Here is a 25,345-nt window from a genome sequence, read left to right on the forward strand (position 1 = left end):
GCGCCGCTCGCCGCACGAAAGAGCCCGGTGGCCACCGGGCTCTTTCACCGCACCAAGCCATCACAGCTCAGCGCTTCAATCCAGATACAAGGGGGGAGTGATTGGCCGCCAGCTAGATCCAGGATCGACCTTCCTAAAACTCCCCCCACCGGTCGCTGCGCGACCGCCTCCCCCACAGGGGGAGGTTCTTGCGAGCACCGCCCTTCCCCGCGACGCCAAAGCCGCCTATGACGCCCACTCATGACGGCCAAGCCCCCGCCCCATGAGCCCGCCGACCCGATCGAGACGATCCGCCGGCGCATCTTCTCGTTCCCCCGCCGCCATTTCCTGTCGGCCGGCGACCTGAACGCCCCGCAGGCCACCGACCTGCTGGACCTGGCCGACGCCTTCGTCGCCCTCAATCGCCAGACGACCAAGTCCCTCGACATCCTCAAGGGGCGGACGCTGATGAACCTGTTCTTCGAGAACAGCACCCGCACCCAGTCCAGTTTCGAGATCGCCGGCAAGCGCCTGGGCGCCGACGTCGTCAATATGAGCCCGCGCACCTCGTCGATCACCAAGGGCGAGACCCTGATCGACACGGCCGTGACCCTGAACGCCATGCGGCCCGACCTGCTGGTGGTGCGCCACGCCTCGTCCGGCGCCGCGTCGCTGCTCAGCCAGAAGGTCAGCGGCAGCGTGATCAACGCCGGCGACGGCCAGCACGAGCATCCGACCCAGGCGGTGCTGGACGCCCTGTCGATCCGCCGCGCCTTCGGCCGGGTCTCGGGCCTGACCGTGGCGATCTGCGGCGACGTGCTGCACAGCCGCGTGGCCCGCTCGAACGTCGCCCTGCTCCACACTTTGGGCGCAAGTGTTCGGCTGGTTGGACCACCGACCCTGATGCCGGCCCAGGCCGAGCGCTGGGGCGTCACCGTCCATCACGACATGAAGGCCGGCATCGCCGGGGCCGACGTGGTGATGATGCTGCGCCTGCAACTGGAGCGCATGCAGGGCGCCTTCGTGCCATCGACCCGCGAGTATTTCCGCTTCTACGGCCTGGACCGCGACAAGCTGGCCAAGGCCGCGCCGCGGGCCAAGGTCATGCATCCCGGACCGATGAACCGGGGCGTCGAGATCGATTCCGACGTCGCCGACGATCCCGAGATCAGCCTGATCCAGGACCAGGTCGAGATGGGCGTGGCGGCGCGGATGGCGGTGCTGGCCTCCCTCGCCCACCGGCTCGAGGAGCATGGCAAATGAACGGCCCCACGCCTCCCCTCGCCCTGATCAACGCCCGGCTGGTTGACCCCGAGAGCGGCTATGACGGCCCCGGCGGCGTGATCGTCTCCGAAGGCGTGATCTCCGACGTCGCCAAGGGCCGCGAGTTCGGCAAGCTCAGCAAGGACGTCCGGGTCATCGATTGCGGCGGGGCGATGCTGGCCCCCGGCCTGATCGACCTGCGGGTCAAGACCGGCGAGCCCGGGGCCGAGACCAAGGAAACCCTGGCCAGCGCCGCCAGGGCGGCGGCGGCGGGGGGCGTGACCAGCTTCGTCGTCCAGCCCGACACCGATCCGGCCGTCGACGACCCCAGCGTGGTCGACTTCATCCTGCGCCGCTCGCGTGACATCGACGCCGCCCGGATTCTGTGCGCCGGGGCGGCGACCAAGGGGCTGAAGGGCGAGCAGATGGCCGAGATCGGCCTGATGCGCGAGGCCGGCTGCGTCTATGTCACCGACGCCGATCGGCCGATCGTCGACAGCAAGGTGATGCAGCGCATCCTGACCTATGCCCGCGGCTTCGACACCCTGCTGGCCCACCGGCCCATGGACCCCTGGCTGGCCAAGGGGGGCGCGGCCACCGGCGGCGAGTTCGCCGGCCGCATGGGCCTGCCCTCGATCTCGCCGATGGCCGAGCGGATCATGCTGGAGCGCGACGTCGCGCTCCTGGAAGCGACGGGCGGGAGGCTGTTGGTCGACCAGGTCACCAGCGCCCAGGCCCTGGAGACCCTGGCTCGCGCCAAGGCCAAGGGCCTGCGGATCCACGCCAGCGTCTCGATCAACCACCTGTCGTTCAACGAGCTGGACATCGGCGACTATCGCAGCTTCGCCAAGGTCACCCCGCCCCTGCGGGGCGAGGACGACCGCCAGGCGCTGATCGAGGCCCTGGCCTCGGGCTTGATCGACATCGTCGTTTCCGCCCACGCCCCAGCCCCCGCCGAGGACAAGCGCCTGCCGTTCGACGAGGCCGCCCCCGGCGCCGTGGGGCTGGAAACCCTGCTGCCGGCCCTGCTGTCGCTGTATCACGACGAGCGCCTGCCGCTGGTCGACCTGATCCGCGCCGTCACCCTGGCTCCAGCCGCCCTGATCGGCCTGCAGTCGGGCCGCATCGCCCCCGGCGCCCCGGCCGACCTGGTGCTGTGCGACCTGGACGCCCCACTGATCATCGACGCCGGCAAGCTGCTGTCCAAGTCCAAGAACTCGCCGTTCGACGGTCGGAGATTGCAGGGCCAGGTGCTGATGACGATCGTCGACGGGTGGGTGGTGCATCGGGCGGAAGGGTAAGACCCTCCGACCATCCTTCCTAAACCCTCCCCCTGTGGGGGAGGCGGCCGAAGGCCGGTGGGGGGAGTTGTGGGGTCGTCGATCCGGGCTGTGGTCATCGGCCGATCACTCCCCCCTCCGTCGGCTTCGCCGACACCTCCCCCACAGGGGGAGGATCTGATTGGCGCGGCTTCGCGGCCTCACGCGGAAACCCGCTGAGCTTGATGGGAAGGGTGCGAAGCGCCCGGGCCTCGCCCGGATGATTTGCAGTTTTGAGTACCGTTTCGACGAAGACGAGCGCTTCGCGTGGACCGTTTTCCAGAAGCCTTCGGGTCGCGGATTTTTAACCCGCTCCGATGGAGGCCCCCGACGGGCAGGACGTTGGCGCATCCTGGACCGCATGGGCGATTTCAGCCCGTGCCTGTTGCGCTTGACGTCATCCGCCAACGGCGAGCCGCGCCTTGGTCTCTAGGCGCAGGCTCTCGCCTCGCCCCCAATGAAAGCACGATCATAATTTAATTCTCCAAGAGACCTTGCCCTGCGACCGCTCAGCCTCCATTATAATACGATCATAATTTAAAACTCCAGGAACCCCCGATGACAGCCACTTCGCAGGTCGCGCTCGTAACGGGCGCCTCTTCAGGCATCGGCAAGGCCACGGCGATCGCCTTGGCCGCCGCGGGCTTTCAGGTGATCGGAACCGGCCGCGACACCGCGCGGCTCACCGCGCCCGCCGGGGTGACCTATCTCGACCTCGACGTGACCCGAGACGACTCCGTCGCCTCGGCGGTCCAGCAGGTGATCGACCGGTTCGGGCGCATCGACGTCCTGGTCAACAACGCCGGCGTCGGCACGACCGGCGCGGCCGAGGAGTTCTCGATCGCCCAGACGCAGGGCATCTTCGACATCAACGTCTTCGGCGTCATCCGGACGAGCAAGGCGGTCCTGCCGCACATGCGCGCCCAAGGCCGCGGCCGGATCATCAATGTCTCGTCCCTCAGCGGTTTCGTCCCCAGCCCGTTCATGGCCCTCTACGTCTCGACCAAGCACGCGGTCGAGGGCTACTCCCAGTCGCTGGACCACGAGGTTCGCGATTACGGCGTCCGGGTCCTGCTGGTCGAGCCCGGCCCGATCAACACGCCGTTCGCGGGCCACAGCGTGGTGGCCGACACCCCCATGCCGCTCTACGCGGCGGGCCGGCGCAACTACGACGAGTTGTTGGAGCAGAACCTCAGCAGCGGCGATGACCCCGCCGTCGTCGCCAAGGTGATCGTCGCGGCGGCCACCGACCGGAACCCGAAACTGCGGCGTCCCGCCGGCGCGACGGCCCGGACCATCAGCGCGGTGCACCGCCTCGCCCCGGCCCGCACCTTCGACCGCGTGATCCGCAAGTTCAACCGGATGCCGAGCTGATGGCGCGCTACACGAACGAACATAAGCAGGAGACCCGGCGGCGGATCGTCGCGACGGCCGGTCGGCGGCTCAAGCGCGACGGCATCGACGGCTCCGGTGTCGCGACCCTGATGAAGGACGCGGGTCTGACCAACGGCGCCTTCTACGCCCACTTCGACTCCAAGGACGACCTGGTCGCGGAGGCCGTCGGCGATCAACTGAACACCTTGCACGCCAGCATCGTCGCGCTGGCGGAGCCCGGCCTGGCCGGACTGGAACAGATCATCCGCTGGTACCTGTCGCCCCAACATCGGGACGACCCGGCCGACGGCTGCCCCAACGCCGCCCTGCTCGACGAGATCGGACGCGGCGCCGACGCGATCCGGCAGGCCTATACCGACGGCGTGCTGGTGGTCATCGACGGCCTCGCCGCCCGCATGGCGCCGGAGGATCCGCCCTCGGCCCGCGTGAAGGCGCTCAGCCTGCTGGGCCTGATGGCCGGGACGCTGCAGCTCGCCCGCGCCCTGACCGACCGACAGCTCTCCGATCAGCTCCTCGAGCAGGGCCTCCGCAACGCCCTGGCCCTGGTGGACGCCGAGCTCCGGCCATGACTCTCGTTTCCGCGACAAGTCCCGCGCACCCGGCATGTCGCGTTCCATCGGACAGGAAGCCAGGATGACCGCGCAGCCCTTCAACCCGCAACTGCGAGCCGCGCGGTTCCTTCCCCGCACAGTCATCACCGCCCGGACGCTTCCCGCGCTCCGTTTTCTCACCAAGCTCGCGGCGGGCGCCCGGCGGCCGGACGCGGAGGTGGTGTCCGTGGACGCCAATGTGTCGGTCCACGTCTTCCGCCCGACCTCGGCCCGGCCTCGATCTCCGGCGCTGCTGTGGATCCACGGCGGCGGCATGGTGCTCGGCGACGCGGCGCAGGACAGCGGCTTCTGCCGCGGCGTCGCCGAGCAGCTGAACATCGTCGTCGTCTCGGTGGCGTACCGGCTCGCGCCCGAGCACCCGTTCCCGGCGCCGCTGGACGACTGCTTCGCCGCGCTGCGATGGCTGGCCCGCCAACCCGACATCGACCCCGCCCGCATCGCCATCGGCGGCGCCAGCGCCGGCGGCGGTCTGGCCGCCGCCTTGACGTTGCTGGCGAAGGAGCGCGGCGAGATCCGTCCTGTCCTGCAACTGCTGTCCTACCCGATGCTGGACGACCGGACCACCGCCCGCACCGACATCGATCCACGGTCGCTCCGCCTCTGGAGCCCGGCCAGCAACCGGTTCGGCTGGCGCGCCTATCTCGGCCCCGCCACCGCCGACGACGAGGTGTCCCCGCTGGCCGCGCCGGCCCGCCACGTCGACCTCTCGGGCTTGCCGCCCGCATGGATCGGCGTCGGGACCAACGACCTGTTCCACGACGAGGACGTCGCCTACGCCCAGCGGCTGCGGCAAGCCGGCGTCGCCACCACCCTGCACGTCGCACCCGGCGCCTATCACAACTTCGACGCCATCGAACCGAAAGCGGCCATCTCCCGGGCCTTCGCCAAGGCCCAGACGGCGGCGCTGGACGAAGCGCTCAACGGCGACTGAACGGGCGCGCACGGCGCCGCTCCCCCGCCATCATCGGACTGTCACGCACCGCTCCTAACCTCGCCTGACCCCAAGCGAAGGTGTGCAGCATGACCGCGATCGATGCGCCCGTTCCCACCACGGCCCCTCCCACCACGGCCCCTCCCACCACGGCCTCGGGTCGGCCCGACCTGGACAAGGGGCTGGGGTCCGCCGGCCTCCTGGGCATGGGGGCGGCGATCCTCGTCGCCCTGCTCTATGTCGCCTACAGCGTCTATGCCGACGCCACCTCGGCCGGGGTCAGCGCCGTGACCTTCTTGCCGTTCGCCCTGCTGTTCATCGCCCTGCTGATCGCCCTGGGCTTCGAGTTCGTGAACGGCTTCCACGACACGGCCAACGCCGTGGCCACGGTGATCTACACCAACTCGCTGCCGGCCAACGTGGCCGTGGTGTGGTCGGGGTTCTTCAACTTCCTGGGCGTGCTGCTGTCGACCGGCGCGGTGGCGTTCGGGATCGTCTCGCTGCTGCCGGTCGAACTGATCCTGCAGGTCGGCTCCAGCTCGGGCTACGCCATGGTGTTCTCGCTGCTGCTGGCGGCGATCGCCTGGAACCTGGCGACCTGGTTCTTCGGCATCCCCTCGTCCAGCTCCCACACCCTGATCGGCTCGATCATCGGCGTCGGGGTGGCCAACGCCCTGATGCACGGGCGCAGCGGCACGGCCGGGGTCGACTGGACCAAGGCCACGGACATCGGCAAGGCCCTGCTGCTGTCGCCGCTGATCGGCTTCGGCGTCGCGGCGCTGCTGTTCCTGGCCGCCAAGCTGCTGATCCGCAACAAGGCGCTGTACAGCGAGCCGACGCCCGGCGTGCCGCCGCCGCTGTGGATCCGCGCCCTGCTGGTGTTCACCTGCACCGGCGTGTCGTTCGCCCACGGCTCCAACGACGGGCAGAAGGGCATGGGGCTGATCATGCTGATCCTGATCGGCACCGTGCCCACGGCCTATGCGCTGAACCGCGCGGTGCCGCCCGCCTACACCGCCCAGTTCGAGACCGCCTCGGCCGCCGCCGCCGGCGCGCTGGCCCCGCACGGCGCCGGGCCAATTCCCGGCGTGTCGCCGGCCGCCGCGCGGACCTTGGTCACCCGCTACATCGCCGAAAAGACCCTGGCGCCCGACACCGTCCCGGCGCTCGCCGTGCTGATCACCGACATCAACCGCCAGGTCCAGGACTACGGCTCGCTGGCCAAGATCCCGGCCAGCGCCGTCGGCAACGTCCGCAACGACATGTACCTGGCGTCGGAGGGCCTCAAGCGCATCGCCAAGGAGCCCTCCCTGCACCTGGCCGGGCCGGAGAAGAAGGCGCTCGACGCCTATCGCGCCGCCCTGGACAAGGGCACGCGCTTCATCCCCACCTGGGTGAAGGTGGCCGTCGCCTTCGCCCTGGGCCTGGGCACCATGGTCGGCTGGAAGCGGATCGTGATCACCGTCGGCGAGAAGATCGGCAAGACCCACATGACCTACGCCCAGGGGGCCTCGGCCGAGCTGGTGGCCATGGGCACGATCTTCGCCGCCGACCACCTGGGCCTGCCGGTCTCGACCACCCACGTGTTGTCCTCGGGGGTGGCGGGGACCATGGCCGCCAACGGATCGGGCCTGCAGATGTCGACCCTGCGCAACATGCTGGCCGCCTGGGTGCTGACCCTGCCGGTGTCGATCCTGCTGGCGGGCGGGCTGTACTGGCTGCTCTCGCAGGTCTTCTAGGGCCGGCGGCGGGCGTCAAGGCGCCGGAAAGGTGACAGCCGGGCGAGGCGGCCCGGCGGATGGGCTTGGGAAAACGGTGTGGTCGCCGTCGGCGGCTTCGCTATAAATGCCGAAACAGGCGTTTTCGCCCTTGCCATGCGCCCGTTTCGCCGGGCAGCTTCACCACATCCATAGGTCGCATTTCGTGCAAGATCTCGCCCAAGCCGTCTACCTGTCCCTCGGCCTCGCCCTGCTCGGCGGCTATCTGCTGGGCTCGATCCCGTTCGGCCTGATCGCCACACGGCTGGGCGGGGCGGGCGACATCCGGCAGATCGGCTCGGGCAATATCGGCGCGACCAACGTGCTGCGCTCGGGCCGCAAGGACCTGGCGGCCATCACCCTGCTGGGCGACGCCGGCAAGGGCGTGGTCGCGGTGCTGCTGGCCCGCTGGCTGAGCCATGGCAATCCGGCGATCGTCGCCCTGGCCGGCGGCGCGGCCTTCACCGGCCACCTGTTCCCCGTCTGGCTGAAGTTCAAGGGCGGCAAGGGCGTGGCCACCTTCTACGGCGTGCTGCTGGCCGCCTGCTGGCCGGTGGGCCTGCTGGCGGCCGTGACCTGGCTGGCCGTGGCCGCCCTGTTCCGCATCAGCTCGCTGGCCGCCCTGGTCGCCGCCGCCTTCGCCGCGCCGTTCGCCCTGGCCACCGACCAGGACGCCGCCTTCCTGGGCCTGTGCCTGTTCATGGCCGTGCTGATCTTCATCCGTCACAAGGACAATATCGGCCGCCTGCTGAAGGGCCAGGAGCCCCGCATCGGCAAGAAGAAGACGGCCGACGCGCCGCCTCCTGTAGCGTGACGCCCCGCCGCCTCTCGGATCAGGAGCGCCTGGCCTGGCTTCGGCTGGCGCGCACCGAGACGGTCGGCCCGGTCGCCTTCGACCATCTGCTCCAGCGGTTCGGCTCGGCCGAGCGGGCCCTGGTCGCCCTGCCCGACCTGGCCCGCCGCGCCGGCCGCGCCTCGCCCCTGCGGCCGCCGCCCGACAGCGAGGCCCTGCAGGAGCTGGACAGCGGCCAGCGCCTGGGCGCGCGGCTGATCTGCGCCTGCGAGCCGGACTTCCCGCCGCGCCTGGCCGCCCTGGACCCGCCGCCGCCGGTGCTGTGGGCCCTGGGGCACGCCGAACTGCTGTCCCAGCCCAGCCTGGCCATCGTCGGGGCGCGGATCGCCTCGGCCGGCGGCCAGCGCTTCGCCCGCCAGCTGGCCGCGGAGCTGGGCCGGCACGGCTATGTGGTGGTGTCGGGCCTGGCGCGCGGCGTCGACGGCGCGGCCCACGAGGGCGCCCTGGCGACCGGCACGGTGGCGGTGCTGGGCGGCGGCGTCAGCGACGTCTATCCGCCCGAGCACGCCGCCCTGCACGCCCGCATCGCCCATGAGGGCGGCTGCATCGTCAGCGAAAGCGCGCCCGACCGGCGGGCCCAGGCCAAGGACTTCCCCCGCCGCAACCGCATCATCTCGGGCCTGTCGCTGGGCGTGATCGTGGTCGAGGCCGAGCTGAAGTCCGGCTCGCTGATCACCGCCCGCCTGGCCGCCGAGCAGGGCCGCGACGTGTTCGCCGTACCCGGCTCGCCGCTCGACCCGCGCGCCAAGGGTCCCAACGACCTGATCCGCCAGGGCGCGATCCTGTGCGAGGGCGTCGAGGACGTGCTACGCTCGCTGTCGGGCCAGGCCCATCTGCGCGAGCGCGAGCGCCCCTACACGGCCGAGGACGACGGCGTGGCGGTCGACCACGACGCCCTGCGCGAGGAGATCGCCCGCCTGCTCTCCCCCACGCCCGTCTCCCGCGACGAACTGGTCCGCGCCACCCACGCTCCGACCGCGGCGGTGATGGCGGCCTTGGTCGAGCTGGCCCTGGCCGAGCGGGCGGAGCTGCTGCCGGGCGGGATGGTAGCGGGGGTTTAAAAACCGAACACGATGGGTTAAATTGAGATGGTCACCGTCCATCGAGCTTCAGGGATGAGTGTCGTCATCTATCTGGACGATCATCCTCCGGCTCATGTTCACGTGTTCGGAGACGGAGAAGCAAAGATCGAACTCCTGGGTCCCGAAAGAGCCAAGAGTGGTTTGGACCAAGGGTATGAACCCAGCCGAGGCCCGCCGAGCCTTGGCGATCGTCCGGACGCGGCGGGACGATCTGCTCCTGCGATGGAACGAACTTCATGGCCGACCCAACCGACGCTGAACTCGATGCGGCCGCCGCGCTTGGTGAGCAGCTTGCCTCGACCGAACCCAGAGCCGCCTCCGCCCGCTACGATCGGACGACGGGACGTATCCTCGTCGAGCTGAGGAACGGTTCTGCCTTCGCATTCCCCGCGCGCCTGGGCCAGGGGCTTGAAGACGCCACCGACGATCAGTTGGCCCAAGTCGCCATTCGCGGCGCGGGCTACGGCCTTCACTGGGAAGCCCTGGACGTTGACCTTTCCATCCCAGGCCTGGCCGCCGGCGTCTTCGGCACGAAAGCCCACATGGCCCGGATCGCGGGACGCAGCACCTCCCCCGCCAAGTCCGCCGCCGCCCGCGCCAACGGCGCCAAGGGCGGTCGGCCACGCAAGACGGCGGGCGTCTGAGCGCCGGCTTGACCGGATCTCAATTCACCTACAACGTTGAATTGTTTTCGGGGGAACGGCATGCCGCGTTTTGGACTGGTCTCGGCCCTGGCGCTGACCGCTCTGACTTCTTCCGCCGCGGCGCAGCCGGCCACGAAGGCCCCTCCCCAAAGCCTCGGACCGGACTTCTACGCCAAGCCCCGCCAGTCGGTGGAGATCGAGCCCGGCCGCCACCTCAACCTCGTCTGCCTGGGCAGCGGCGCCCCGACCGTCATCCTGGAAGCCGGCCTGGGCGACGACAGCCTCGGCTGGCGAAAGGTCCATGCGAGCCTGGCGACCATCACCCGGACCTGCGCCTACGACCGCGCCGGCTACGGGTGGAGCGACGCGGCGCGGCGGACGTCGGACGCGGACAACACCGTGGCGGACCTCGTGCTGCTGCTCGACAAGGCGCCGATCGACGGTCCGGTCGTGCTGGTGGGCCACTCGCTGGGCGGGCTGTACGCCACCTATTTCGCCAACCTCCACCCCGACCGCGTGGCGGGGCTGGTGCTGTTGGACCCGTCGCAGCCAGGCGACGGCCGCGCCTATGGTTCGCTGTGGGCTGTGGGCCGAAAGGGCTACGAAAAGTCGATCGCCGACAGCGAGATCTGCCTGGCCGCCGCGCGCAAGGCCGACCTGACCCCGGCCAACAACCCGGCCGACTGCCTGGAAGATCCGCCCGGCCGTGAACCCGCCTTCCACGACGAGTTGAACCGGCGCTGGGGCAAGGCGAACTATATCGCCGCCAACATCTCGGAAATGCGCAGCATGCTGGCCGACACGAACGGCGACAGCGTCGACGCCCGTCAGGCCGGGCCCAGGCAGCGCGACTTCGGCGCCTTGCCGCTGATCGTGCTGTTGTCCGACCCCGCCAAGCCGCCCAGCCCTCCCCCCAACTGGGACGAGGGTACGGCGATCAAGCATCGGCTGAACCGCGAACTGGCGGCGCGCTCGACGCTCGGCAAGTTCCAATTGGTCCCCGGCTCCAGGCACTATATCCAGGACGACGCGCCCCAGGTCGTGGTCGACGCCGTCCGCTCGGTGGTCGAGGCGGCCCGCGGAACGACGCCAAAGCCCTAGGCGCCCGACCGTAATGCGGGGTGAAATATTCCTCTCTCTATAGAGAGAGCTGCCGGCCAAATGCGCCGCTCGCCACGGCCGCCGTTGACAGACCCCTGGCGCCGCCCCCACTTTCCGGCCCTCGCCGCCTCGGTTCGCCTTGGGGACGAACCCAATTCCCAGGCATCCAAGGTCCTAATGAACGTCGTCGTCGTCGAGAGCCCGGCCAAGGCCAAGACCATCAACAAGTACCTCGGGTCCGACTACAAGGTTCTGGCCTCGTACGGCCACATCCGCGACCTGCCGTCCAAGGACGGCTCGGTGGAGCCCGACAACGACTTCGCCATGAGCTGGGAAGTGGACGGCAAGGCCGCCAAGCGGGTGTCCGACATCGTCGACGCCCTGAAGGGCGCCGACCGCCTGATCCTGGCCACCGACCCCGACCGCGAAGGGGAAGCCATCAGCTGGCACGTGCTGGAGGTGCTGCAGAAGAAGAAGGCGATCAAGGACAAGACCGTCCAGCGCGTCACCTTCAACGCCATCACCAAGACCAGCGTGCTGGAGGCGATGGCCAATCCGCGCGACATCGACATGGAGTTGGTCGAGGCCTATCTCGCCCGCCGCGCCCTGGACTACCTGGTCGGCTTCACCCTGTCGCCGGTGCTGTGGCGCAAGCTGCCCGGCAGCCGCTCGGCCGGCCGGGTGCAGTCGGTCTGCCTGCGGCTGATCGTTGACCGCGAGCTGGAGATCGAGCGCTTCAAGACCCAGGAATACTGGACCGTCGAGGCCGACGTCACGGCCGGCGCCGAGCCGTTCCTGGCCCGCCTGGTCAAGCACGAGAACAAGAAGCTCACCAAGTTCGACCTCGGCAACGAGACCTCGGCCCTGGCCGCCCGCGCCGCCGTGCAGAAGGCGGTCTTCAAGGTGGCCGCCGTCGAGAAGAAGCCCGGCAAGCGCTCGCCCGCCCCGCCCTTCACCACCTCGACCCTGCAGCAGGAGGCCGCCCGCAAGCTGGGCTTCTCGGCCCAGCGCACCATGCAGGCCGCCCAGAAGCTGTACGAGGGCATCGACATCGGCGGCGAGACCGTCGGCCTGATCACCTACATGCGGACCGACGGCGTGTCGGTCGAGCCGGAGGGCATCGCCGAGGCGCGCAGCGTGATCGGCAATGTCTACGGCGCGCCGTACGTCCCGGAGACCCCCCGCTACTACAAGGCCAAGGCCAAGAACGCCCAGGAGGCCCACGAAGCCATCCGCCCGACGAGCCTGAGCCGCAACCCCGGCTCCCTGCGCCTGGAGCCGGACCTGGGGCGCCTGTACGAGCTGATCTGGAAGCGGATGATCGCCTCGCAGATGGAGAGCGCCCGGATCGAGCGCACCACCGTCGACCTGGAAAGCGCCGACGGCCAGACCGGCATGCGCGCCACCGGCCAGGTGGTGCTGTTCCCCGGCTACCTGGCCGTCTACGAGGAGGGCCGCGACGACGAGGGCGACGAGGACAGCGCCCGCCTGCCGATGATCGAGGAAGGCGCCGCCGCCAAGGTGCTGGACGCCCGCGCCGACCAGCACTTCACCGAGCCGCCCCCGCGCTATTCGGAAGCCAGCCTGGTCAAGAAGATGGAAGAGCTGGGCATCGGCCGCCCCTCGACCTACGCCTCGGTCCTGACCGTGCTGCGCGACCGCGACTACGTGAAGATGGAGAAGCAGCGCTTCGTCCCCGAGGACAAGGGTCGGCTGGTCACGGCGTTCCTGGAGCAGTTCTTCCGCCGGTATGTGGAGTACGACTTCACCGCCGCCCTGGAAGAGCAGTTGGACCTGGTGTCCGACGGCAAGCTGGACTGGAAGCAGTTCCTGCGCGACTTCTGGAAGGACTTCGCGGCCGCGGTCGGCGAGATCGCCGAGTTGCGCACCACCAACGTCCTGGACGCCCTGAACGAGGCCCTGGGCCCGCACATCTTCCCGGACAAGGGCGACGGGTCCAACCCGCGCACCTGCCCGACCTGCGGCACGGGCATGCTGTCCCTGAAGACCGGCAAGTTCGGGGCCTTCATCGGCTGCTCGAACTATCCCGAATGCCGCTTCACCCGCCAACTGGCCACGGCCGAGGGCGACGGCGAGGCCGAGACCGCCGACAAGGAGCTGGGGATCAACCCGGCGACCGGCCGCGCGGTGTGGCTGAAGAACGGCCGCTTCGGCCCCTATGTCGAGGAGCTGGCGGCGGCCGACAGCGGCGACAAGCCCAAGCGCTCCAGCCTGCCCAAGGGCTGGACGGCGGCGGCGGTCGACCTGGAAAAGGCCCTGCGCCTGCTGTCCCTGCCCCGCGAGGTCGGCGCCCACCCGGACGACGGCAAGGTCATCACCGCGGGCCTGGGCCGCTTCGGACCGTTCGTGCTGCACGACGGCACCTACGCCAACCTCGAAAACCCGGAAGACGTCTTCGACATCGGCCTGAACCGCGCCGTGGCCCTGCTGGCCGACAAGCGGGCCGGCGGCGGGCGTCCACAGCGCGGCCAGGCCGCGGCCCTGGCCGAGCTGGGCAATCACCCCGAGGACGGCAAGCCGATCCGCGTGCTATCGGGCCGCTTCGGTCCCTACATCAAGCACGGCGACACCAACGCCAACGTCCCCAAGGGCGCCGACCCGGCGGCCCTGACCCTGGACGAGGCCGTGGCCCTGCTGGCCGACCGGGTCGCCAAGGGGGGCGGCAAGAAGCCGGTCAAGAAGGCCGCGGCCAAGAAGGCGCCGGCCAAGGCGAAGGCCGTTGCGGCCGACGGCGAAGCGCCGGCGAAGAAGGCTCCGACCAAGAAGCCGGCCGCCAAGAAACCGGCGGTCAAGAAACCCGCCGCGAAGAAGGTCAAGGCCGAGGCGTGACGCGCCTCGGCGGTGGGATTAAGCTGGCCCCATGACGTCGCTCGAACGCCCCCTGCCGCTGCCCGTCGTGGTCGTGATCCTGTCGGCGATCAGCGTTGGCGGCTTCGCGTTCGGCCTGAAGAACGCCCTGGTGAAGACCGATCGCCAGGCGGCCTCGACCGCGCCCCTGGCCGAGGTCTCGGGCGTGCCGGTGCGCGAGGCCACCCCGACGGTCGCCGAGGCCGCCCCGCCGCCGCCCGTCGAGGCTCCCAAGCCCAAGCCGGTCGAAGAGGTCGAGGACGCGCCGGTGGTCGCCGCGCCGGTCGTCGAGACCCCGCCCGCCGCGCCGGTCGAGCCGGAAAAGAAACCCGAACCGGCCCCCCAGACCCCGCCGCAGCGGATCGAGGACCTGTACTAGGTCGCGAACCCGTTGAACTTGCGGATAACCTTGTCGAACGCGGCGGACGGGACGAGGCGGCGCAGAGCGCCTACCTGATTGGCTTGCTTGCCCGCCGGATATCGCAGCCTGGGCGTCCCGGCGCCGGCCGCCTTCACCACCGCGTCCGCCACGACCTGAGGCGGGTCACCCGCCTCCACCCATTGGCGCATGAGAGCCTCGCTGCGTGAGCGGGCCATGTCGTAGGCCGCGATCGGCTGGTCGGCCCGCGTCAGGTTTTCCTCGAACGCCGTACGCGTGACGCCCGGCTGCACCAGCACGACCCGGACGCCGAACTCGCGGACTTCGTGGTCCAGGGATTCCGAATAGCCTTCGATCGCATGCTTGGTCGACGCGTAGAAGGCGTTGAAGGGCGACGGGATCACGCCGAGGATCGAACTCATATTGACGATCCTGCCGCTTTTCTGGCGACGCATGACCGGCAGCACGGCGTTGACGACGCGCGCCACGCCGAACACGTTCACGTCGAACAGCCGCTGGGCCTGGGCGATCGACGACTCTTCGGCGGCGCCGAGCAGGCCGACGCCGGCGTTGTTGACCACCAGGTCGATGCGCCCGACCTGGTTGACGATCGTCTCGACGGCCTGATCCACCGAGGCCTGGCTGGTCACGTCGCACACCAGCATCGTCACGCCCGGGCTGTCGGGGACGGGCTTTCGGCTGGTCCCGAACACCCGGTATCCGGCCTTGGCCAGCGACTGGGCCACCACCAGGCCGATGCCCGAGGAAGCGCCCGTAACGAGCGCGACGCTGCTGTCTTTCCTGGTCATGTATCACCTTCACGCCGGACTGGATCGCCGACAAAAAGCGAGATACTATCATTTCAGTAGTTAGTCACTATCGAAATGATACCATGTCTGAGAATAGGGTTGCGCCCGGTTGCCCCATCGCCCGCGGCGTCGGCACGGTGGGCGACGCCTGGAGCATGCTGATCCTGCGCGACGCCCATGTTGGCGCCACGCGCTTCGACCAGTTCCGCAAGAATCTCGGTATCGCGCCCACCATGCTGACCAAGCGGCTGGCCGCCTTGACCCAGGCCGGCCTGCTGGAAAAGCGGCTCTATTCAGAACGCCCGCCGCGAGAGGAGTATGTCCTGACGCCCGCCGGCGAGGATTTCCTGCCCGTGCTCCTGCTGTTCGGGGCGTGGGCGCGGCGCCACTGCGGCGGCGATCTCGCGCGTTTCATCGACGAGACGACGGGACAGGAAATCCAGCCCGTAGGCGTCGACGCGGTGTCTGGCGCGCGGCTGGGCAGCCGGCCGATCAAGCTCAGCGGCCCCGAGAATCTTGCTTAGCGCGCGCTCTAGACTTTGAGCCCGTTTATCGCGTTCAGGTGATTCCGCCTGAACGCGAAAGGCTCCGGCGCGCGCCTCTTCATGGAGGCATCCCCTGGCCTCTGGCGGACCTTCGGCCGAAGTTGACGCCGCGCCGAACGCTTTCCCTTGGCCATCGCCCCCTTCGGCGCGTTAGACGAGGAGAATGGCCAAACCTCGCTCGCCCAAGTCGTCCAAGTTCCCATCCGCTTCGCTGAAGGCCAAGGGGACGGCCAAGCCGCCCGCCGGCCTGCCGGATCGCGAGACCCTGCTGGCCTTCCTGCGCGACGCCGGCGAGAGCGGCAAGGCCGACATCGCCCGCCACTTCGGCCTGAAGGGCGCGGATCGCCGGGCCCTGCGCGAGATGCTGCGGGCGCTCGAGGCCGATGGATCCCTGGGCAAGCGCGGACGCCGGGGCTTCGCCGAGGCGGGCGCCCTGCCCCCGGTCGGCGTGGTCGACGTGGTCGAGCGCGACGCGGACGGCGATCTCTATGTCCGCCTGACCAAGGGCGGCGAGGACCTGCCCCAGGTCCGCCTGGCCCCCGGCAAGGGCGACGCCGCGGCCGGCGGCGCCCCGGGCATGGGCGACCGGCTGCTGGTCCGCTTCGAGACCCTGGAGAGCGGCGAGACCGAGGCCCGGCTGATCAAGCGCCTGGGCCAGAGCGCCCACAAGGTGCTGGGCGTGATCCGCAAGCACCGCCGCGAGACCCGGGTCGAGCCGGTCGACCGCAAGTCCAAGGAAAGCCTGCTGCTCAACGAGCAGGAGGCCAAGGACCTCAAGGAGGGCGACCTGGTCCTGGCCCAGGTCGGCACGGCCTCGGCCCGCTACGGTCCCAAGTTCGGCAAGGTGCTGGAGGTGGTCGGCAGCGAAGACGACCCGCGCGCCGCCTCGCTGATCGCCATCCACAGCCACGGCATCCCCACCGGCTTCTCGGAAGAGGCCGAGGCCGAGGCCGGCGCGGCCCGGCCGCCGACCCTGGAGGGTCGCGACGACCTGCGCGACCTGCCGTTCGTGACCATCGACCCGGTGGACGCCCGCGACCACGACGACGCCGTCTACGCCCATCCCGATCCGGAGGCCGGCAACGCGGGCGGCTGGGTGGTCTGGGTGGCCATCGCCGACGTCGCCGCCTATGTGCGCCCCGGCTCGGCCCTGGACCGCGACGCCCGCGAGAAGGGCAACAGCGTCTACTTCCCCGACAGGGTGGAGCCGATGCTGCCCGAGACCCTGTCCAACGGCCTGTGCTCGCTGCGCGAGGGCGAGAACCGGGCGACCCTGGCGGTGCGGATGGTGTTCGACGCCCAAGGCCGCAAGAAGAGCCACAAGTTCGTGCGCGGCCTGATGCGCAGCGCCGCCAAGCTCTCCTACGAGCAGGCCCAGGCCGCCGTCGACGGCCAGCCGGACGACAAGACCGGGCCGCTGCTCGATCCGATCCTGCAGCCGCTGTGGGCCGCCTTCCGCCTGATGGGCAAGGGCCGCGAGCAGCGCTCGCCCCTGGCGATCGAGAGCGACGAGCGCCGGATCATCATCAAGGAGGGCGAGATCCAGTCGATCACCCGCCGCGCCAGCCTCGAGGCCCACAAGCTGATCGAGGAGATGATGATCCAGGCCAATGTCTGCGCCGCCGAGAGCCTGGAAGCCAAGCGCACGCCGCTGATCTACCGGGTGCACGACACGCCCAGCCAGGAAAAGGTCATGAGCCTGGTGGAGTTCTTGCAGACGCTGGAGGTCAAGTGGTCCAAGGGCGAGGCCCCGACCACGGCGCGCTTCAACAAGCTGCTGGACGACACTCGAGAGAGCCCGCACGCCGCGATCATCAACGAGGTGGTCCTGCGCACCCAGATGCAGGCCCACTATTCCAGCGACAACCTGGGCCACTTCGGCCTCAACCTGGCCCGCTACGCCCACTTCACCAGCCCGATCCGCCGCTATGCCGACCTGATCGTCCACCGGGCCCTGATCCGCGCCCTGGGCCTGGGGACCGACGGCCTCACCGACCAGGACATCGCCCAGATCAAGGACACCGCCGAGGTCATCACCCACGCCGAGCGCCGGGCCATGGCCGCCGAGCGCGACGCCACCGACCGCTATATCGCCGCCTTCCTGGCCGACCGGGTGGGCGCCACCTTCACCGGCCGGATCACCGGCGTCACCCGCTTTGGCCTGTTCGTGAAGCTGGACGAAACGGGCGCCGACGGCCTGGTGCCGGTCTCGACCCTGGGCGAGGAATATTTCGTCCATGACGACCGCATGCACGCCCTGGTCGGCGAGCGGACCGGCAAGCGCTTCCCGCTGGGCCTCGCGGTCGAGGTCAAGCTGCGCGAGGCCACGCCCGTGACCGGCGGCCTGCTGTTCGAGATGCTGACCGACGCCCTGCCGGTCGACCCCAAAGCGCCGAGGCCGAGGCTGGGCATTCGCGGCAAGCCGGCCATCAAGCCGCGCGGCGGCCCGCCCAAGGGCGTGCGGCGCGGGAAGCGGAAGTAGTTTCGGGAACCCTCTCCCAGAGGGAGAGGGAGGGGCCCGCGCTCGAAGAGCGTGGGAGGGTGAGGGGTTGCACCCTCACCGATTTCACGCGAACGCTCTGCCGGCACGCCGTCTGACGCATAACCCCCTCACCCTCCCAAGCTTCGCTTGGGCCCCTCCCTCTCCCCATGGGAGAGGGTTCTCAGGGCAGAACCGTCCGCGCCGCCGCTTCCAGCCGGTCGGCCATCATCGTCTGGTCGGCGATCGACGGGTGCCAGTCGCAGGCGCTCAGGTCCATGCCGGTGATCCGCACCGGGGTCGCCAGGCCGGGGGTCTCGGCGTCGACCGCCTGGGCCACCTGCTCGACGTCAGCCGCGAAGCTGTCGCCGGCGATCAGCAGGAACTTCGCCTGCGGCTGGCGGCGAGCCAGGTCGCGGATGAAGCCGGCATAGGTCTTGCGGTAGTCGGCGTGCAGGGCGGCCTCGTCGGCCCAGGCCTCGCCCGGGGCGACGGGGGTGGAAAAGTCGTTGGTGCCCAGGCCGATGACGATCAGATCGGGCCGCCAGGGATCGGCCGGGTCGACGGCGGGCGCGGCCTGGCCGGGGATCAGCCGCGAATAGAGCACCGGCAGGGGCTGGCCGGGCGACGAGCCGCCATAGTTGCGCACCACGCCCCGGCCGGAGAAGGCGACGATCCGGTAGTCGGCGTCCAGCCGGCGCGACAGGATCGGGCCGAAGGTCAGGCTGGTGTCGGTCAGGTCGTGGATCTCGGCCTGGGTGCAGCTTCGCTTGGCGGAGCGCACGCCGTAACCCACCGTGTGGGAGTCGCCGATGAACTCGATCTTGCGCGGGCGAGCCGGCGGCGGAAGGGCCTGGCCGCCCCGGCCGACGGTGAAGCCCAGGAACCGGGCCGAGCCGGACTGGCTCTCGGTCAGCTTGTCCACCCGCACGACGTGCTCGCCGGGGCCAAGATCGTCGAAACTCATGCGCGCGACGCCGGGCAGGTCCAGCTCGGTCCGGACCTTGCCGTCGATGCTGACCGCCAGGTGCTCAAGCTGCGGATCGGCGGCCACCTCGACCGAACGCCCGGTGAAGCGGCCCTCGAAATAGACGCCGGGCCAGCCGAACTCGTAACCGCCACCGGGCAGAGCCACGGTCCGGCCGCCGATATTGGGCGTCAGGGCGGTCTGGGCCGCGGCCGGGCTCGACAGCGCCAGGGCCGCGACGGCGGCGAGAAACAACGATCGCAAGCAGGTCTCCTTCGGGCGCGGTCGCGCTACTTCTTGGCCAGATAATCCAGCGCCAGCAAGACCTCGGCCTTAACCCCGGTCTCGAACACCGCCTCGTCGACGTCGAAATAGGGCGAGTGGTTGGCCGGGGCCGTGGCGGCGGGCACGCTGGCCGGGCGGCCGCCCAGCTGGATGAACACCGCCGGGATCGTCTCGCCGTAGCGCGAGAAGTCCTCGGCCCCGGTGACCAGGGCCGCCTGGTCGTCGACCTTGCCCGGCGAGGCCTGCTCCAGCACCGGCTTGACCCAGGCCGACAGGGCCGCGTCGTTGCGGGTAACCGGATAGGGCTGGGTGAACACCGCCTGGGCCTTGGCGCCATAGCGGTCGCCGATGGCGGCCACGGTCTTCTGGACCTTGTCGATGACGTCGGCCCGGCGCTCGGCGTTGAAGGTGCGCAGGGTGCCGGTCATGGTCAGGTCTTCGGGGATGATGTTGTTGCGCACCCCCATGTTGATGGTCGCGACGGTCAGGACGGTGGGCGAGGCCCCGACATCGACCTGGCGGGCCGACAGCTGGTTGAAGGCCTGAACGATGTCGGCCGCGACACTGGCCATGTCGACCCCGGCCCAGGGCCGCGCCCCGTGGGTCTGCTTGCCCTTGACGGTGATCGTCAAGCGGTCCGAGCCCGCATAGAAGCCGCCGGCTCGGTAGTTCAGGGCGTGGGCGTCGCCGGGACCGATGTGCAGGCCGAAGATGGCGTCGACCTTGGGATGCTCCAGGGCCCCGTCGCGGATCATCAGCAGCGCCCCGCCCTCCTCGCCGGCTTGGGAACCTTCCTCGGCCGGCTGGAACAGCACCACGACCGTGCCGGGAATGTCGGCCTTCATGCCGGCCAGCACGGTGGCCGCGCCCAACAGCATGGCCACGTGGGTGTCGTGGCCGCAGGCGTGCATGACCGGCAAGGTCTTGCCCTCCCACTGGGCCGTGACCTTGGAGGCGAACGGCAGGCCGGTCTTCTCCTCGACCGGCAGGGCGTCCATGTCGGCGCGCAGGGCCACCACCTTGCCGGGCTTTCCGCCCTTCAGCACGCCGACCACGCCGGTGCGGCCGACGCCCTCGCGGACCTCGAAGCCCAGGGCGCGCAGTTCTTTGGCCACCAGGGCCGCGGTGCGGACCTCCTGGTTGCCCAGCTCGGGATGCTCGTGGATGTCGCGCCGCCAGGCCACGACCTTGGGCTGGACAGCCTTGGCCGCGGCAGCCACCTGGGCCGTGGACGGGGCGGCCAGGGCCGGCGCGGCCGATAGCGCGGCGATCAAGGCCAGCGCCGAAACCCTTGCGAACATGCCGTCCCTCGATTCCTGACATCCCCGGCGCGAGCTTGGGCGGGCGGGCGCATGGCGGTCAAGCGCTGGCTCAGCCTGCCCCCAGGAGTTGTCATCCCGGAAAGCGCGCAGCGCTTGTCCGGGACCCAGGGGACGCGAAGGCCTTGCGGCTCACCTGGATCCCGGACAGCCTCTGCGAGGCTTCCGGGATGACAACCGTCTGAGCGCTGGACCCCGTTGCCGCCACGGACGGCTGGCGCTCATCCACTTCCGGTCTAAGCTCTCCGCATGGACGAGCCCATCGACGCCCAATTCGACACCCGCAACGACGGCGACGTCCGCGATCCGAACGCCGGCGTGCTGAAGCCGCGCCACGCCGCCACCCTGATCGTGGTCCGCGACGACGGCGACCGGCCGCGCCTGCTGATGGGCCGCCGCAATCGGGGCCTGGCGTTCATGGCCGACAAGTGGGTGTTTCCGGGCGGCCGGGTCGACCGGGGCGACTACGCCGCCCCCTCGGCCAGCGAACTGTCTCCCGACACCGCCGCGCGCCTGGCCCTGGAGCCCCGCCACCCCAGCCCCGCGCGCTTGGCCCGCGCCCTGGCCCTGGCGGCGGTGCGCGAGACCTTCGAGGAAACCGGCCTGCTGCTGGCCAAGGCCGCGCCGGTCCGGCCGGGCGCCGGCGCCTGGCGGCCGTTCCTGGCCCAAGGCGCCCTGCCCGACCTGGCGCCGCTAGCCTTCGTGGCCCGGGCCATCACCCCGCCCTACCGCACCCGCCGCTTCGACGCCCGCTTCTTCATGGCCCCCGCCAGCGCCCTGCTGAGCCTGGAACGCCAGCCCGACTGCGGCGAGCTGGACGAGATCGGCTGGTTCGACTTCGACCAGGCCCGCGCGCTGGACCTGCCCAACATCACCCGCTTCGTCGTCCACGAGGCGGCCCAGCGCCTGGCCGACCCTGGACGCCCGGCCCCGTTCATGCGCTTCCTGCATGGGGCGCGGCAGTTGAACTATCTGTAGAGCGCGAGCTTAGACCCTCCCCCTGTGGGGGAGGCGGCCGAAGGCCGGTGGGGGGAGTTTCAGGATCGACGATCGCAGATCCGACATCCATCGATCACTCCCCCCTCCGTCGGCTTCGCCGACACCTCCCCCACAGGGGGAGGATCTGTTAGCCTCGACCCGCGCCGAACGAGGCCGCCCATGCTCGCCCTGATCCTCGCCGCCCAGTTGTCCGGCCCGCCTGCCGCCATCGACCAGATGGCCTGGCTGAAGGGCTGCTGGATCCAGGCCAAGCCGAACGGCGTGGTGGAAGAGCTGTGGATGGCTCCCGGCGGCGGCGTGATGCTGGGCCTGGGCCGCACGGTTCGCGACGGCAAGCTGCGCGAATACGAGTTCGTCCGCATCGTCGAGGCCGACGGCTCGCTGGCCTATGTCGCCGAGCCGTCCGGCCAAGCCAGGGCCACCTTCCCGCTCAAGAGCCTGACGGCGGACGAGGCGGTGTTCGAGAATCCGGCCCACGACTTTCCCCAGCGGGTGATCTATCGCCGGCTGGGACCCGACACCGTGACCGGCCGGATCGAGGGGCAGATCGGCGGCCAGGCCAAGGCCGTCGAATTCCCTTACAAACGATGCGCGACCGGCAATTGACTTTGCGTCGCCGGTGAGTATGTTCCGCGCCTCTTATTTCGACCGCGTAGGGACCTGCGCGACCATCGCAGGGATTCGACCATGGCCAAACCGGCTTCCATCAAGATCCGCCTGAACTCGACGGCGGACACCGGCTTCTTCTACGTGACCAAGAAGAACGCCCGCACCAAGACCGAAAAGATGGTGCTGAAGAAGTACGATCCGGTCATCCGCAAGCACGTCGAATTCCGCGAAGGCAAGATCAAGTAGGTCTGCCGACCCTTCGTGATGCGACAAGACGCCCGGCCGCCAGGTCGGGCGTTTTTCTTTGCCTGACGCCCCCGCGGCCATTCTTTCGGCGCACGCGGCGGGCTAAGGCTTTGCGGATGATGCGCCGGACCCTGCTGATCGCCCTCGTGAGCCTGCTGGCGGCCTGCGCGCCGCCCGGCCACGCCGCCACGCCGGTCTATGGCTACCAGGTGGTCCGCACCTACCCCCACGACCCCAACGCCTTCACCGAGGGCCTCTTCCTGCGCGACGGCTTCCTGTACGAGAGCACGGGGCTGGAGGGCGCCTCGTCGATCCGCAAGATCGTGCTGGAGACCGGAAGCGTCGAGAACGAGCGCTCGATCTCCAGCCAGTTCTTCGGCGAGGGAATCATCGACTGGAAGGACCGGCTGATTCAGCTGACCTGGAAGAACCAGGTCGGCTTCGTCTACGGGATCGACGACTTCGAGACGAAAGGCGATTTTCGCTATCCCGGCGAGGGCTGGGCGCTGACCCGCGACGACAGGCGGATCATCATGAGCGACGGAACGTCGCGCCTGCGATTCCTGGATCCCGAGACCCTGAGGGAGACCGGGGGGATCACCGTCACCGACGAGGGACGGCCCGTGGACCAGCTGAACGAGCTGGAATGGGTCAAGGGCGAGATCCTGGCCAATGTCTGGCAGACCGACCGCATCGCCCGCATCGACCCGGCGACGGGCAAGGTGACCGGCTGGATCGACCTGTCGGGCCTGCTGCCGGCCGCCGACCGGGCCCGGGCCGACGTGCTGAACGGCATCGCCTACGACGCCAAGACCGACCGGCTGATCGTCACGGGCAAGCTGTGGCCGCGGCTTTATGAGATCAGGCTCGTTCCCAAGCGCTGAGCTGCAACTTCCCGAAAGTTGTCATCCCGGAAGCCTCGCAGAGGCTGTCCGGGATCCAGGGGACTGGGCTGATGCGTTGCGGCTGTCCTGGGTCCCGGACAAGCGCTGCGCGCTTTCCGGGATGACAGCCGTTGAAGATGCAATGAACTTAGGGTCGCAACCCTAAGCCGCCTTGCCGACCACGGCGTTGCGTCCCGACTTCTTGGCCTCGTAGACGGCCTCGTCGGCGCGCTTGAGCAGGGTCTCGGGGGTGTCCGTCGCCCCGCTGGTGGCCGAGACGCCGATCGAGATGGTGACGGTCAGCAACTCGCTGCCGTGGGCCACGCGGAACGGCGAGCCGGAGACGTGCATGCGGATCCGCTCGGCGATGCGCAGGGCGTCGGCCAGCTGGGTGTCGGGCATGATCACCGTGAACTCCTCGCCGCCGTAGCGGCAAGGCAGGTCGATGGCGCGGACGTTCGAGGCCAGGCGCAGGGCGAATTCGCGCAGCACCTCGTCGCCGACGTCGTGGCCGAAGCCGTCGTTGATCTTCTTGAAGTGGTCGATGTCGATCAGCAGGGCCGCGACCGGGTCGCCGCCCAGGCCCGCGCGCTTGACCAGCGAATCGAGCTGGCCGCTCATGTAGCGGCGGTTGTGCAGGCCCGTCAGTTGGTCGGTGACCGCCAGTTCCAGGCTGTGGTCGAGGTTCTGGCGCAGATAGTCGGTGTAGCGCTTGCGCTGGATCTGGGTCTTGACCCGGGCGGCCAGTTCCTGCGGATCGATCGGCCGCGGCAGGATGTCGTTGATGCCGATCTCCAGCGCCTTGACCAGGCGCGGGCGCTCGTCGGGATCGACCATGGCCAGGATCGGCAGGTGGCGCGTGCGCTCGTCCGAACGCAGGCTGGCGGCGAAGCGCAGGCCGTCGAAGCCCTTGGCCGCGGCGTTGATGATCACCAGGTCGACCGGGCCGCCGGCGCTGATCTGGGCCTTGACCGGATCGGATTCGATAACGGGACGGTGCTCGATCGCCAGTTCGGCGGCCACGCGCTGGGCCTGGCGCTCGTTGTCGTCGACCACCAGCACCCGGCCGCCCAGGCCGTCCAGGCGCGAGGCGGCGCCGGCGATCACGCCCATGCGCCGACCCGAGGCCTCGCGCTGGCGCAGTTCGTCGATCACCAGCTTGAAGCGGGTCAGGCTGCGCACGCGGGCGAACAGCATGACGTCGTCGATCGGCTTGGTCAGGAAGTCCGCCGCGCCCGCCTCCAGCCCCTGGATGCGGTCGGCCCGGCCGTCCAGGGCCGTGACCAGCACCACCGGGATGTGGCGGGTGGCGGGATCTTCCTTGAGCTTGCGGCAGACGGTGAAGCCGTCCATGCCGGGCATCATCACGTCCAGCAGGATGACGTCGGGCAGCTCGTCCGCCGCCAAGGCCAGGGCGGTCGGGCCGTCATAGGCGACGGAGACCTGGTAATATTCGGCCGAAAGCTTGGCCTCGAGCAGGCGGACATTGGCCTCGATGTCGTCGACGACCAGGATACGCGCGCTCACGGGCCTACCTTTCCAGCAACCGGGTGATGGTGTCCAGGAAGTGTGACACCGAGATCGGCTTGGAGATATAGGCCTCGCAGCCGCCCTCGCGAATCCGCTCCTCGTCGCCCTTCATGGCGAAGGCCGTCACGGCGACGACGGGGATATGCGACAGGTCGTCGTCCTCCTTCAGCCACTTGGTGACTTCCAGGCCGGAGATCTCGGGCAGCTGGATATCCATCAGGATCAGGTCGGGACGATGCTCACGGGCGATCGACAGAGCCTGCAAGCCCTCGCGGGTCTGCAGGATCTCGTAACCCTGGGCTTCGAGCAGATCATGAAACAGCTTCATGTTCAGCTCATTATCCTCCACGATGAGGACCTTCTTCGTCATCCTGACCCCGACCATTCCGGTCCGTGGCGATGCGTGAGGGATTCGCGCCGCTTCTGGATTCCAGATCGCACGAATATCCTTAAGCCCGCGCTAATCGCGTTTACCTCGACCTATCGTAGAT

General features: G+C 69.6%; 23 protein-coding genes and 1 pseudogene. 19 read left to right on the plus strand and 5 right to left on the minus strand.

Annotated features, from left to right (window positions below; genetic code table 11):
* The first annotated feature begins 240 nt into the window (after positions 1–240).
* The 13 genes and pseudogenes from J2X41_RS18895 to J2X41_RS18950 all read left to right on the plus strand — a co-directional run bounded on the left by J2X41_RS18895 (position 241) and on the right by J2X41_RS18950 (position 14,182).
* Complete coding sequence (locus J2X41_RS18895; RefSeq protein WP_310084285.1) at positions 241–1,242, plus strand: aspartate carbamoyltransferase catalytic subunit; 1,002 nt, start codon at positions 241–243, stop codon at positions 1,240–1,242.
* Positions 1,239–2,543, plus strand: a complete 1,305-nt coding sequence (gene pyrC / locus J2X41_RS18900) for a dihydroorotase (RefSeq protein ID WP_310084288.1) — start codon at positions 1,239–1,241, stop codon at positions 2,541–2,543. Before J2X41_RS18895 ends, pyrC begins: the two co-directional genes overlap by 4 nt.
* A 576-nt stretch (positions 2,544–3,119) precedes the next feature.
* Positions 3,120–3,935 (plus strand): oxidoreductase, encoded by an 816-nt coding sequence (locus J2X41_RS18905; protein WP_310084291.1) that lies wholly within the window; start codon positions 3,120–3,122, stop codon positions 3,933–3,935.
* The gene (locus tag J2X41_RS18910; protein ID WP_310084294.1) at positions 3,935–4,525 is read left to right on the plus strand and encodes a TetR/AcrR family transcriptional regulator; all 591 of its coding nucleotides are present in this window, start codon (positions 3,935–3,937) and stop codon (positions 4,523–4,525) included. The genes J2X41_RS18905 and J2X41_RS18910 overlap by 1 nt, the downstream gene beginning before the upstream one ends.
* Before the next feature lie 64 nt (positions 4,526–4,589).
* A complete protein-coding gene (locus tag J2X41_RS18915; protein ID WP_310084296.1) occupies positions 4,590–5,498 on the plus strand; it encodes an alpha/beta hydrolase in 909 nt (302 codons plus the stop codon).
* An 89-nt stretch (positions 5,499–5,587) separates the two neighbouring features.
* Entirely contained in the window at positions 5,588–7,237 is a 1,650-nt protein-coding gene (locus J2X41_RS18920; RefSeq protein WP_310084299.1) for an anion permease, read from the plus strand.
* A gap of 184 nt (positions 7,238–7,421) precedes the next feature.
* A complete protein-coding gene (gene plsY / locus J2X41_RS18925) occupies positions 7,422–8,069 on the plus strand; it encodes a glycerol-3-phosphate 1-O-acyltransferase PlsY (RefSeq protein WP_310084302.1) in 648 nt (215 codons plus the stop codon).
* Positions 8,066–9,169 carry a DNA-processing protein DprA gene (dprA, locus tag J2X41_RS18930; RefSeq protein WP_310084304.1) on the plus strand — a complete coding sequence of 368 codons (1,104 nt, stop codon included), beginning with the start codon at positions 8,066–8,068 and terminating at the stop codon, positions 9,167–9,169. Before plsY ends, dprA begins: the two co-directional genes overlap by 4 nt.
* 54 nt (positions 9,170–9,223) lie before the next feature.
* A pseudogene (locus J2X41_RS25350) lies at positions 9,224–9,307 on the plus strand (DUF4160 domain-containing protein); the annotation flags it as partial.
* 119 nt (positions 9,308–9,426) lie between these two features.
* Complete coding sequence (locus tag J2X41_RS18935) at positions 9,427–9,834, plus strand: DUF2442 domain-containing protein (RefSeq protein ID WP_310084307.1); 408 nt, start codon at positions 9,427–9,429, stop codon at positions 9,832–9,834.
* A 60-nt stretch (positions 9,835–9,894) separates the two neighbouring features.
* Complete coding sequence (locus J2X41_RS18940) at positions 9,895–10,935, plus strand: alpha/beta hydrolase (RefSeq protein WP_310084311.1); 1,041 nt, start codon at positions 9,895–9,897, stop codon at positions 10,933–10,935.
* Between the two features lie 177 nt (positions 10,936–11,112).
* Complete coding sequence (gene topA / locus J2X41_RS18945) at positions 11,113–13,785, plus strand: type I DNA topoisomerase (RefSeq protein ID WP_310084314.1); 2,673 nt, start codon at positions 11,113–11,115, stop codon at positions 13,783–13,785.
* A 31-nt stretch (positions 13,786–13,816) separates the two neighbouring features.
* Positions 13,817–14,182 carry a hypothetical protein gene (locus tag J2X41_RS18950; RefSeq protein WP_310084318.1) on the plus strand — a complete coding sequence of 122 codons (366 nt, stop codon included), beginning with the start codon at positions 13,817–13,819 and terminating at the stop codon, positions 14,180–14,182.
* Here J2X41_RS18950 and J2X41_RS18955 read toward each other — a convergent pair.
* Entirely contained in the window at positions 14,179–14,991 is an 813-nt protein-coding gene (locus J2X41_RS18955; protein ID WP_310084323.1) for an oxidoreductase, read from the minus strand. The genes J2X41_RS18950 and J2X41_RS18955 overlap by 4 nt on opposite strands.
* A gap of 83 nt (positions 14,992–15,074) precedes the next feature.
* On the opposite strand from J2X41_RS18955, the gene J2X41_RS18960 reads away from it, so the two are divergent.
* Together J2X41_RS18960 and rnr are read left to right on the plus strand one after the other, a co-directional pair.
* Positions 15,075–15,515, plus strand: coding sequence for a helix-turn-helix domain-containing protein (locus J2X41_RS18960; protein WP_310084326.1), 441 nt, complete (start codon positions 15,075–15,077; stop codon positions 15,513–15,515).
* A 184-nt stretch (positions 15,516–15,699) separates the two neighbouring features.
* The gene (gene rnr, locus J2X41_RS18965; protein WP_310084330.1) at positions 15,700–18,018 is read left to right on the plus strand and encodes a ribonuclease R; all 2,319 of its coding nucleotides are present in this window, start codon (positions 15,700–15,702) and stop codon (positions 18,016–18,018) included.
* Positions 18,019–18,199: 181 nt separating this feature from the next.
* On the opposite strand, the gene J2X41_RS18970 is transcribed toward rnr, so the two are convergent.
* A complete protein-coding gene (locus tag J2X41_RS18970) occupies positions 18,200–19,246 on the minus strand; it encodes an SGNH/GDSL hydrolase family protein (protein WP_310084333.1) in 1,047 nt (348 codons plus the stop codon).
* Between the two features lie 26 nt (positions 19,247–19,272).
* On the minus strand, positions 19,273–20,568 hold the full coding sequence (locus tag J2X41_RS18975; protein ID WP_310084335.1) for an amidohydrolase: 1,296 nt from the start codon (positions 20,566–20,568) through the stop codon (positions 19,273–19,275).
* A gap of 267 nt (positions 20,569–20,835) precedes the next feature.
* Here J2X41_RS18975 and J2X41_RS18980 point away from each other — a divergent pair, with 267 nt between their 5' ends.
* From J2X41_RS18980 to J2X41_RS18995, 4 genes are all read left to right on the plus strand, one after another.
* Positions 20,836–21,564 carry an NUDIX hydrolase gene (locus tag J2X41_RS18980; protein WP_310084338.1) on the plus strand — a complete coding sequence of 243 codons (729 nt, stop codon included), beginning with the start codon at positions 20,836–20,838 and terminating at the stop codon, positions 21,562–21,564.
* A gap of 180 nt (positions 21,565–21,744) precedes the next feature.
* Positions 21,745–22,191: a DUF6265 family protein gene (locus J2X41_RS18985; RefSeq protein WP_310084340.1), complete on the plus strand. Its 447-nt coding sequence runs from the start codon at positions 21,745–21,747 to the stop codon at positions 22,189–22,191.
* 81 nt (positions 22,192–22,272) lie between these two features.
* Positions 22,273–22,440: a 50S ribosomal protein L33 gene (gene rpmG / locus J2X41_RS18990; RefSeq protein ID WP_010920317.1), complete on the plus strand. Its 168-nt coding sequence runs from the start codon at positions 22,273–22,275 to the stop codon at positions 22,438–22,440.
* A gap of 116 nt (positions 22,441–22,556) precedes the next feature.
* Positions 22,557–23,324, plus strand: a complete 768-nt coding sequence (locus tag J2X41_RS18995) for a glutaminyl-peptide cyclotransferase (RefSeq protein WP_310084344.1) — start codon at positions 22,557–22,559, stop codon at positions 23,322–23,324.
* A gap of 162 nt (positions 23,325–23,486) precedes the next feature.
* Here the strand turns inward: J2X41_RS18995 and J2X41_RS19000 are convergent, their stop codons facing one another.
* Both J2X41_RS19000 and J2X41_RS19005 read right to left on the minus strand, forming a co-directional pair.
* Positions 23,487–24,851 carry a PleD family two-component system response regulator gene (locus J2X41_RS19000; RefSeq protein ID WP_310084347.1) on the minus strand — a complete coding sequence of 455 codons (1,365 nt, stop codon included), beginning with the start codon at positions 24,849–24,851 and terminating at the stop codon, positions 23,487–23,489.
* A 4-nt stretch (positions 24,852–24,855) separates the two neighbouring features.
* Positions 24,856–25,224, minus strand: a complete 369-nt coding sequence (locus J2X41_RS19005) for a response regulator (protein ID WP_028040271.1) — start codon at positions 25,222–25,224, stop codon at positions 24,856–24,858.
* Between the last annotated feature and the right edge of the window lie 121 nt (positions 25,225–25,345).

It is taken from the genome of Caulobacter sp. BE254 (assembly GCF_031457295.1).
GTDB lineage: Bacteria > Pseudomonadota > Alphaproteobacteria > Caulobacterales > Caulobacteraceae > Caulobacter.

What these genes read in the sequence shown, in the direction of transcription:
- J2X41_RS18895 (WP_310084285.1), top strand. Translation starts at nt 241, where the DNA reads ATGACGGCCAAGCCCCCGCCCCATGAGCCCGCCGACCCGATCGAGACG.
- pyrC (WP_310084288.1), top strand. Translation starts at nt 1,239, where the DNA reads ATGAACGGCCCCACGCCTCCCCTCGCCCTGATCAACGCCCGGCTGGTT.
- J2X41_RS18905 (WP_310084291.1), top strand. Translation starts at nt 3,120, where the DNA reads ATGACAGCCACTTCGCAGGTCGCGCTCGTAACGGGCGCCTCTTCAGGC.
- J2X41_RS18910 (WP_310084294.1), top strand. Translation starts at nt 3,935, where the DNA reads ATGGCGCGCTACACGAACGAACATAAGCAGGAGACCCGGCGGCGGATC.
- J2X41_RS18915 (WP_310084296.1), top strand. Translation starts at nt 4,590, where the DNA reads ATGACCGCGCAGCCCTTCAACCCGCAACTGCGAGCCGCGCGGTTCCTT.
- J2X41_RS18920 (WP_310084299.1), top strand. Translation starts at nt 5,588, where the DNA reads ATGACCGCGATCGATGCGCCCGTTCCCACCACGGCCCCTCCCACCACG.
- J2X41_RS18935 (WP_310084307.1), top strand. Translation starts at nt 9,427, where the DNA reads ATGGCCGACCCAACCGACGCTGAACTCGATGCGGCCGCCGCGCTTGGT.
- J2X41_RS18940 (WP_310084311.1), top strand. Translation starts at nt 9,895, where the DNA reads ATGCCGCGTTTTGGACTGGTCTCGGCCCTGGCGCTGACCGCTCTGACT.
- topA (WP_310084314.1), top strand. Translation starts at nt 11,113, where the DNA reads ATGAACGTCGTCGTCGTCGAGAGCCCGGCCAAGGCCAAGACCATCAAC.
- J2X41_RS18950 (WP_310084318.1), top strand. Translation starts at nt 13,817, where the DNA reads ATGACGTCGCTCGAACGCCCCCTGCCGCTGCCCGTCGTGGTCGTGATC.
- J2X41_RS18955 (WP_310084323.1), bottom strand. Translation starts at nt 14,991, where the DNA reads ATGACCAGGAAAGACAGCAGCGTCGCGCTCGTTACGGGCGCTTCCTCG.
- J2X41_RS18960 (WP_310084326.1), top strand. Translation starts at nt 15,075, where the DNA reads ATGTCTGAGAATAGGGTTGCGCCCGGTTGCCCCATCGCCCGCGGCGTC.
- rnr (WP_310084330.1), top strand. Translation starts at nt 15,700, where the DNA reads ATGGCCAAACCTCGCTCGCCCAAGTCGTCCAAGTTCCCATCCGCTTCG.
- J2X41_RS18975 (WP_310084335.1), bottom strand. Translation starts at nt 20,568, where the DNA reads ATGTTCGCAAGGGTTTCGGCGCTGGCCTTGATCGCCGCGCTATCGGCC.
- J2X41_RS18980 (WP_310084338.1), top strand. Translation starts at nt 20,836, where the DNA reads ATGGACGAGCCCATCGACGCCCAATTCGACACCCGCAACGACGGCGAC.
- J2X41_RS18985 (WP_310084340.1), top strand. Translation starts at nt 21,745, where the DNA reads ATGCTCGCCCTGATCCTCGCCGCCCAGTTGTCCGGCCCGCCTGCCGCC.
- rpmG (WP_010920317.1), top strand. Translation starts at nt 22,273, where the DNA reads ATGGCCAAACCGGCTTCCATCAAGATCCGCCTGAACTCGACGGCGGAC.
- J2X41_RS18995 (WP_310084344.1), top strand. Translation starts at nt 22,557, where the DNA reads ATGATGCGCCGGACCCTGCTGATCGCCCTCGTGAGCCTGCTGGCGGCC.
- J2X41_RS19005 (WP_028040271.1), bottom strand. Translation starts at nt 25,224, where the DNA reads ATGACGAAGAAGGTCCTCATCGTGGAGGATAATGAGCTGAACATGAAG.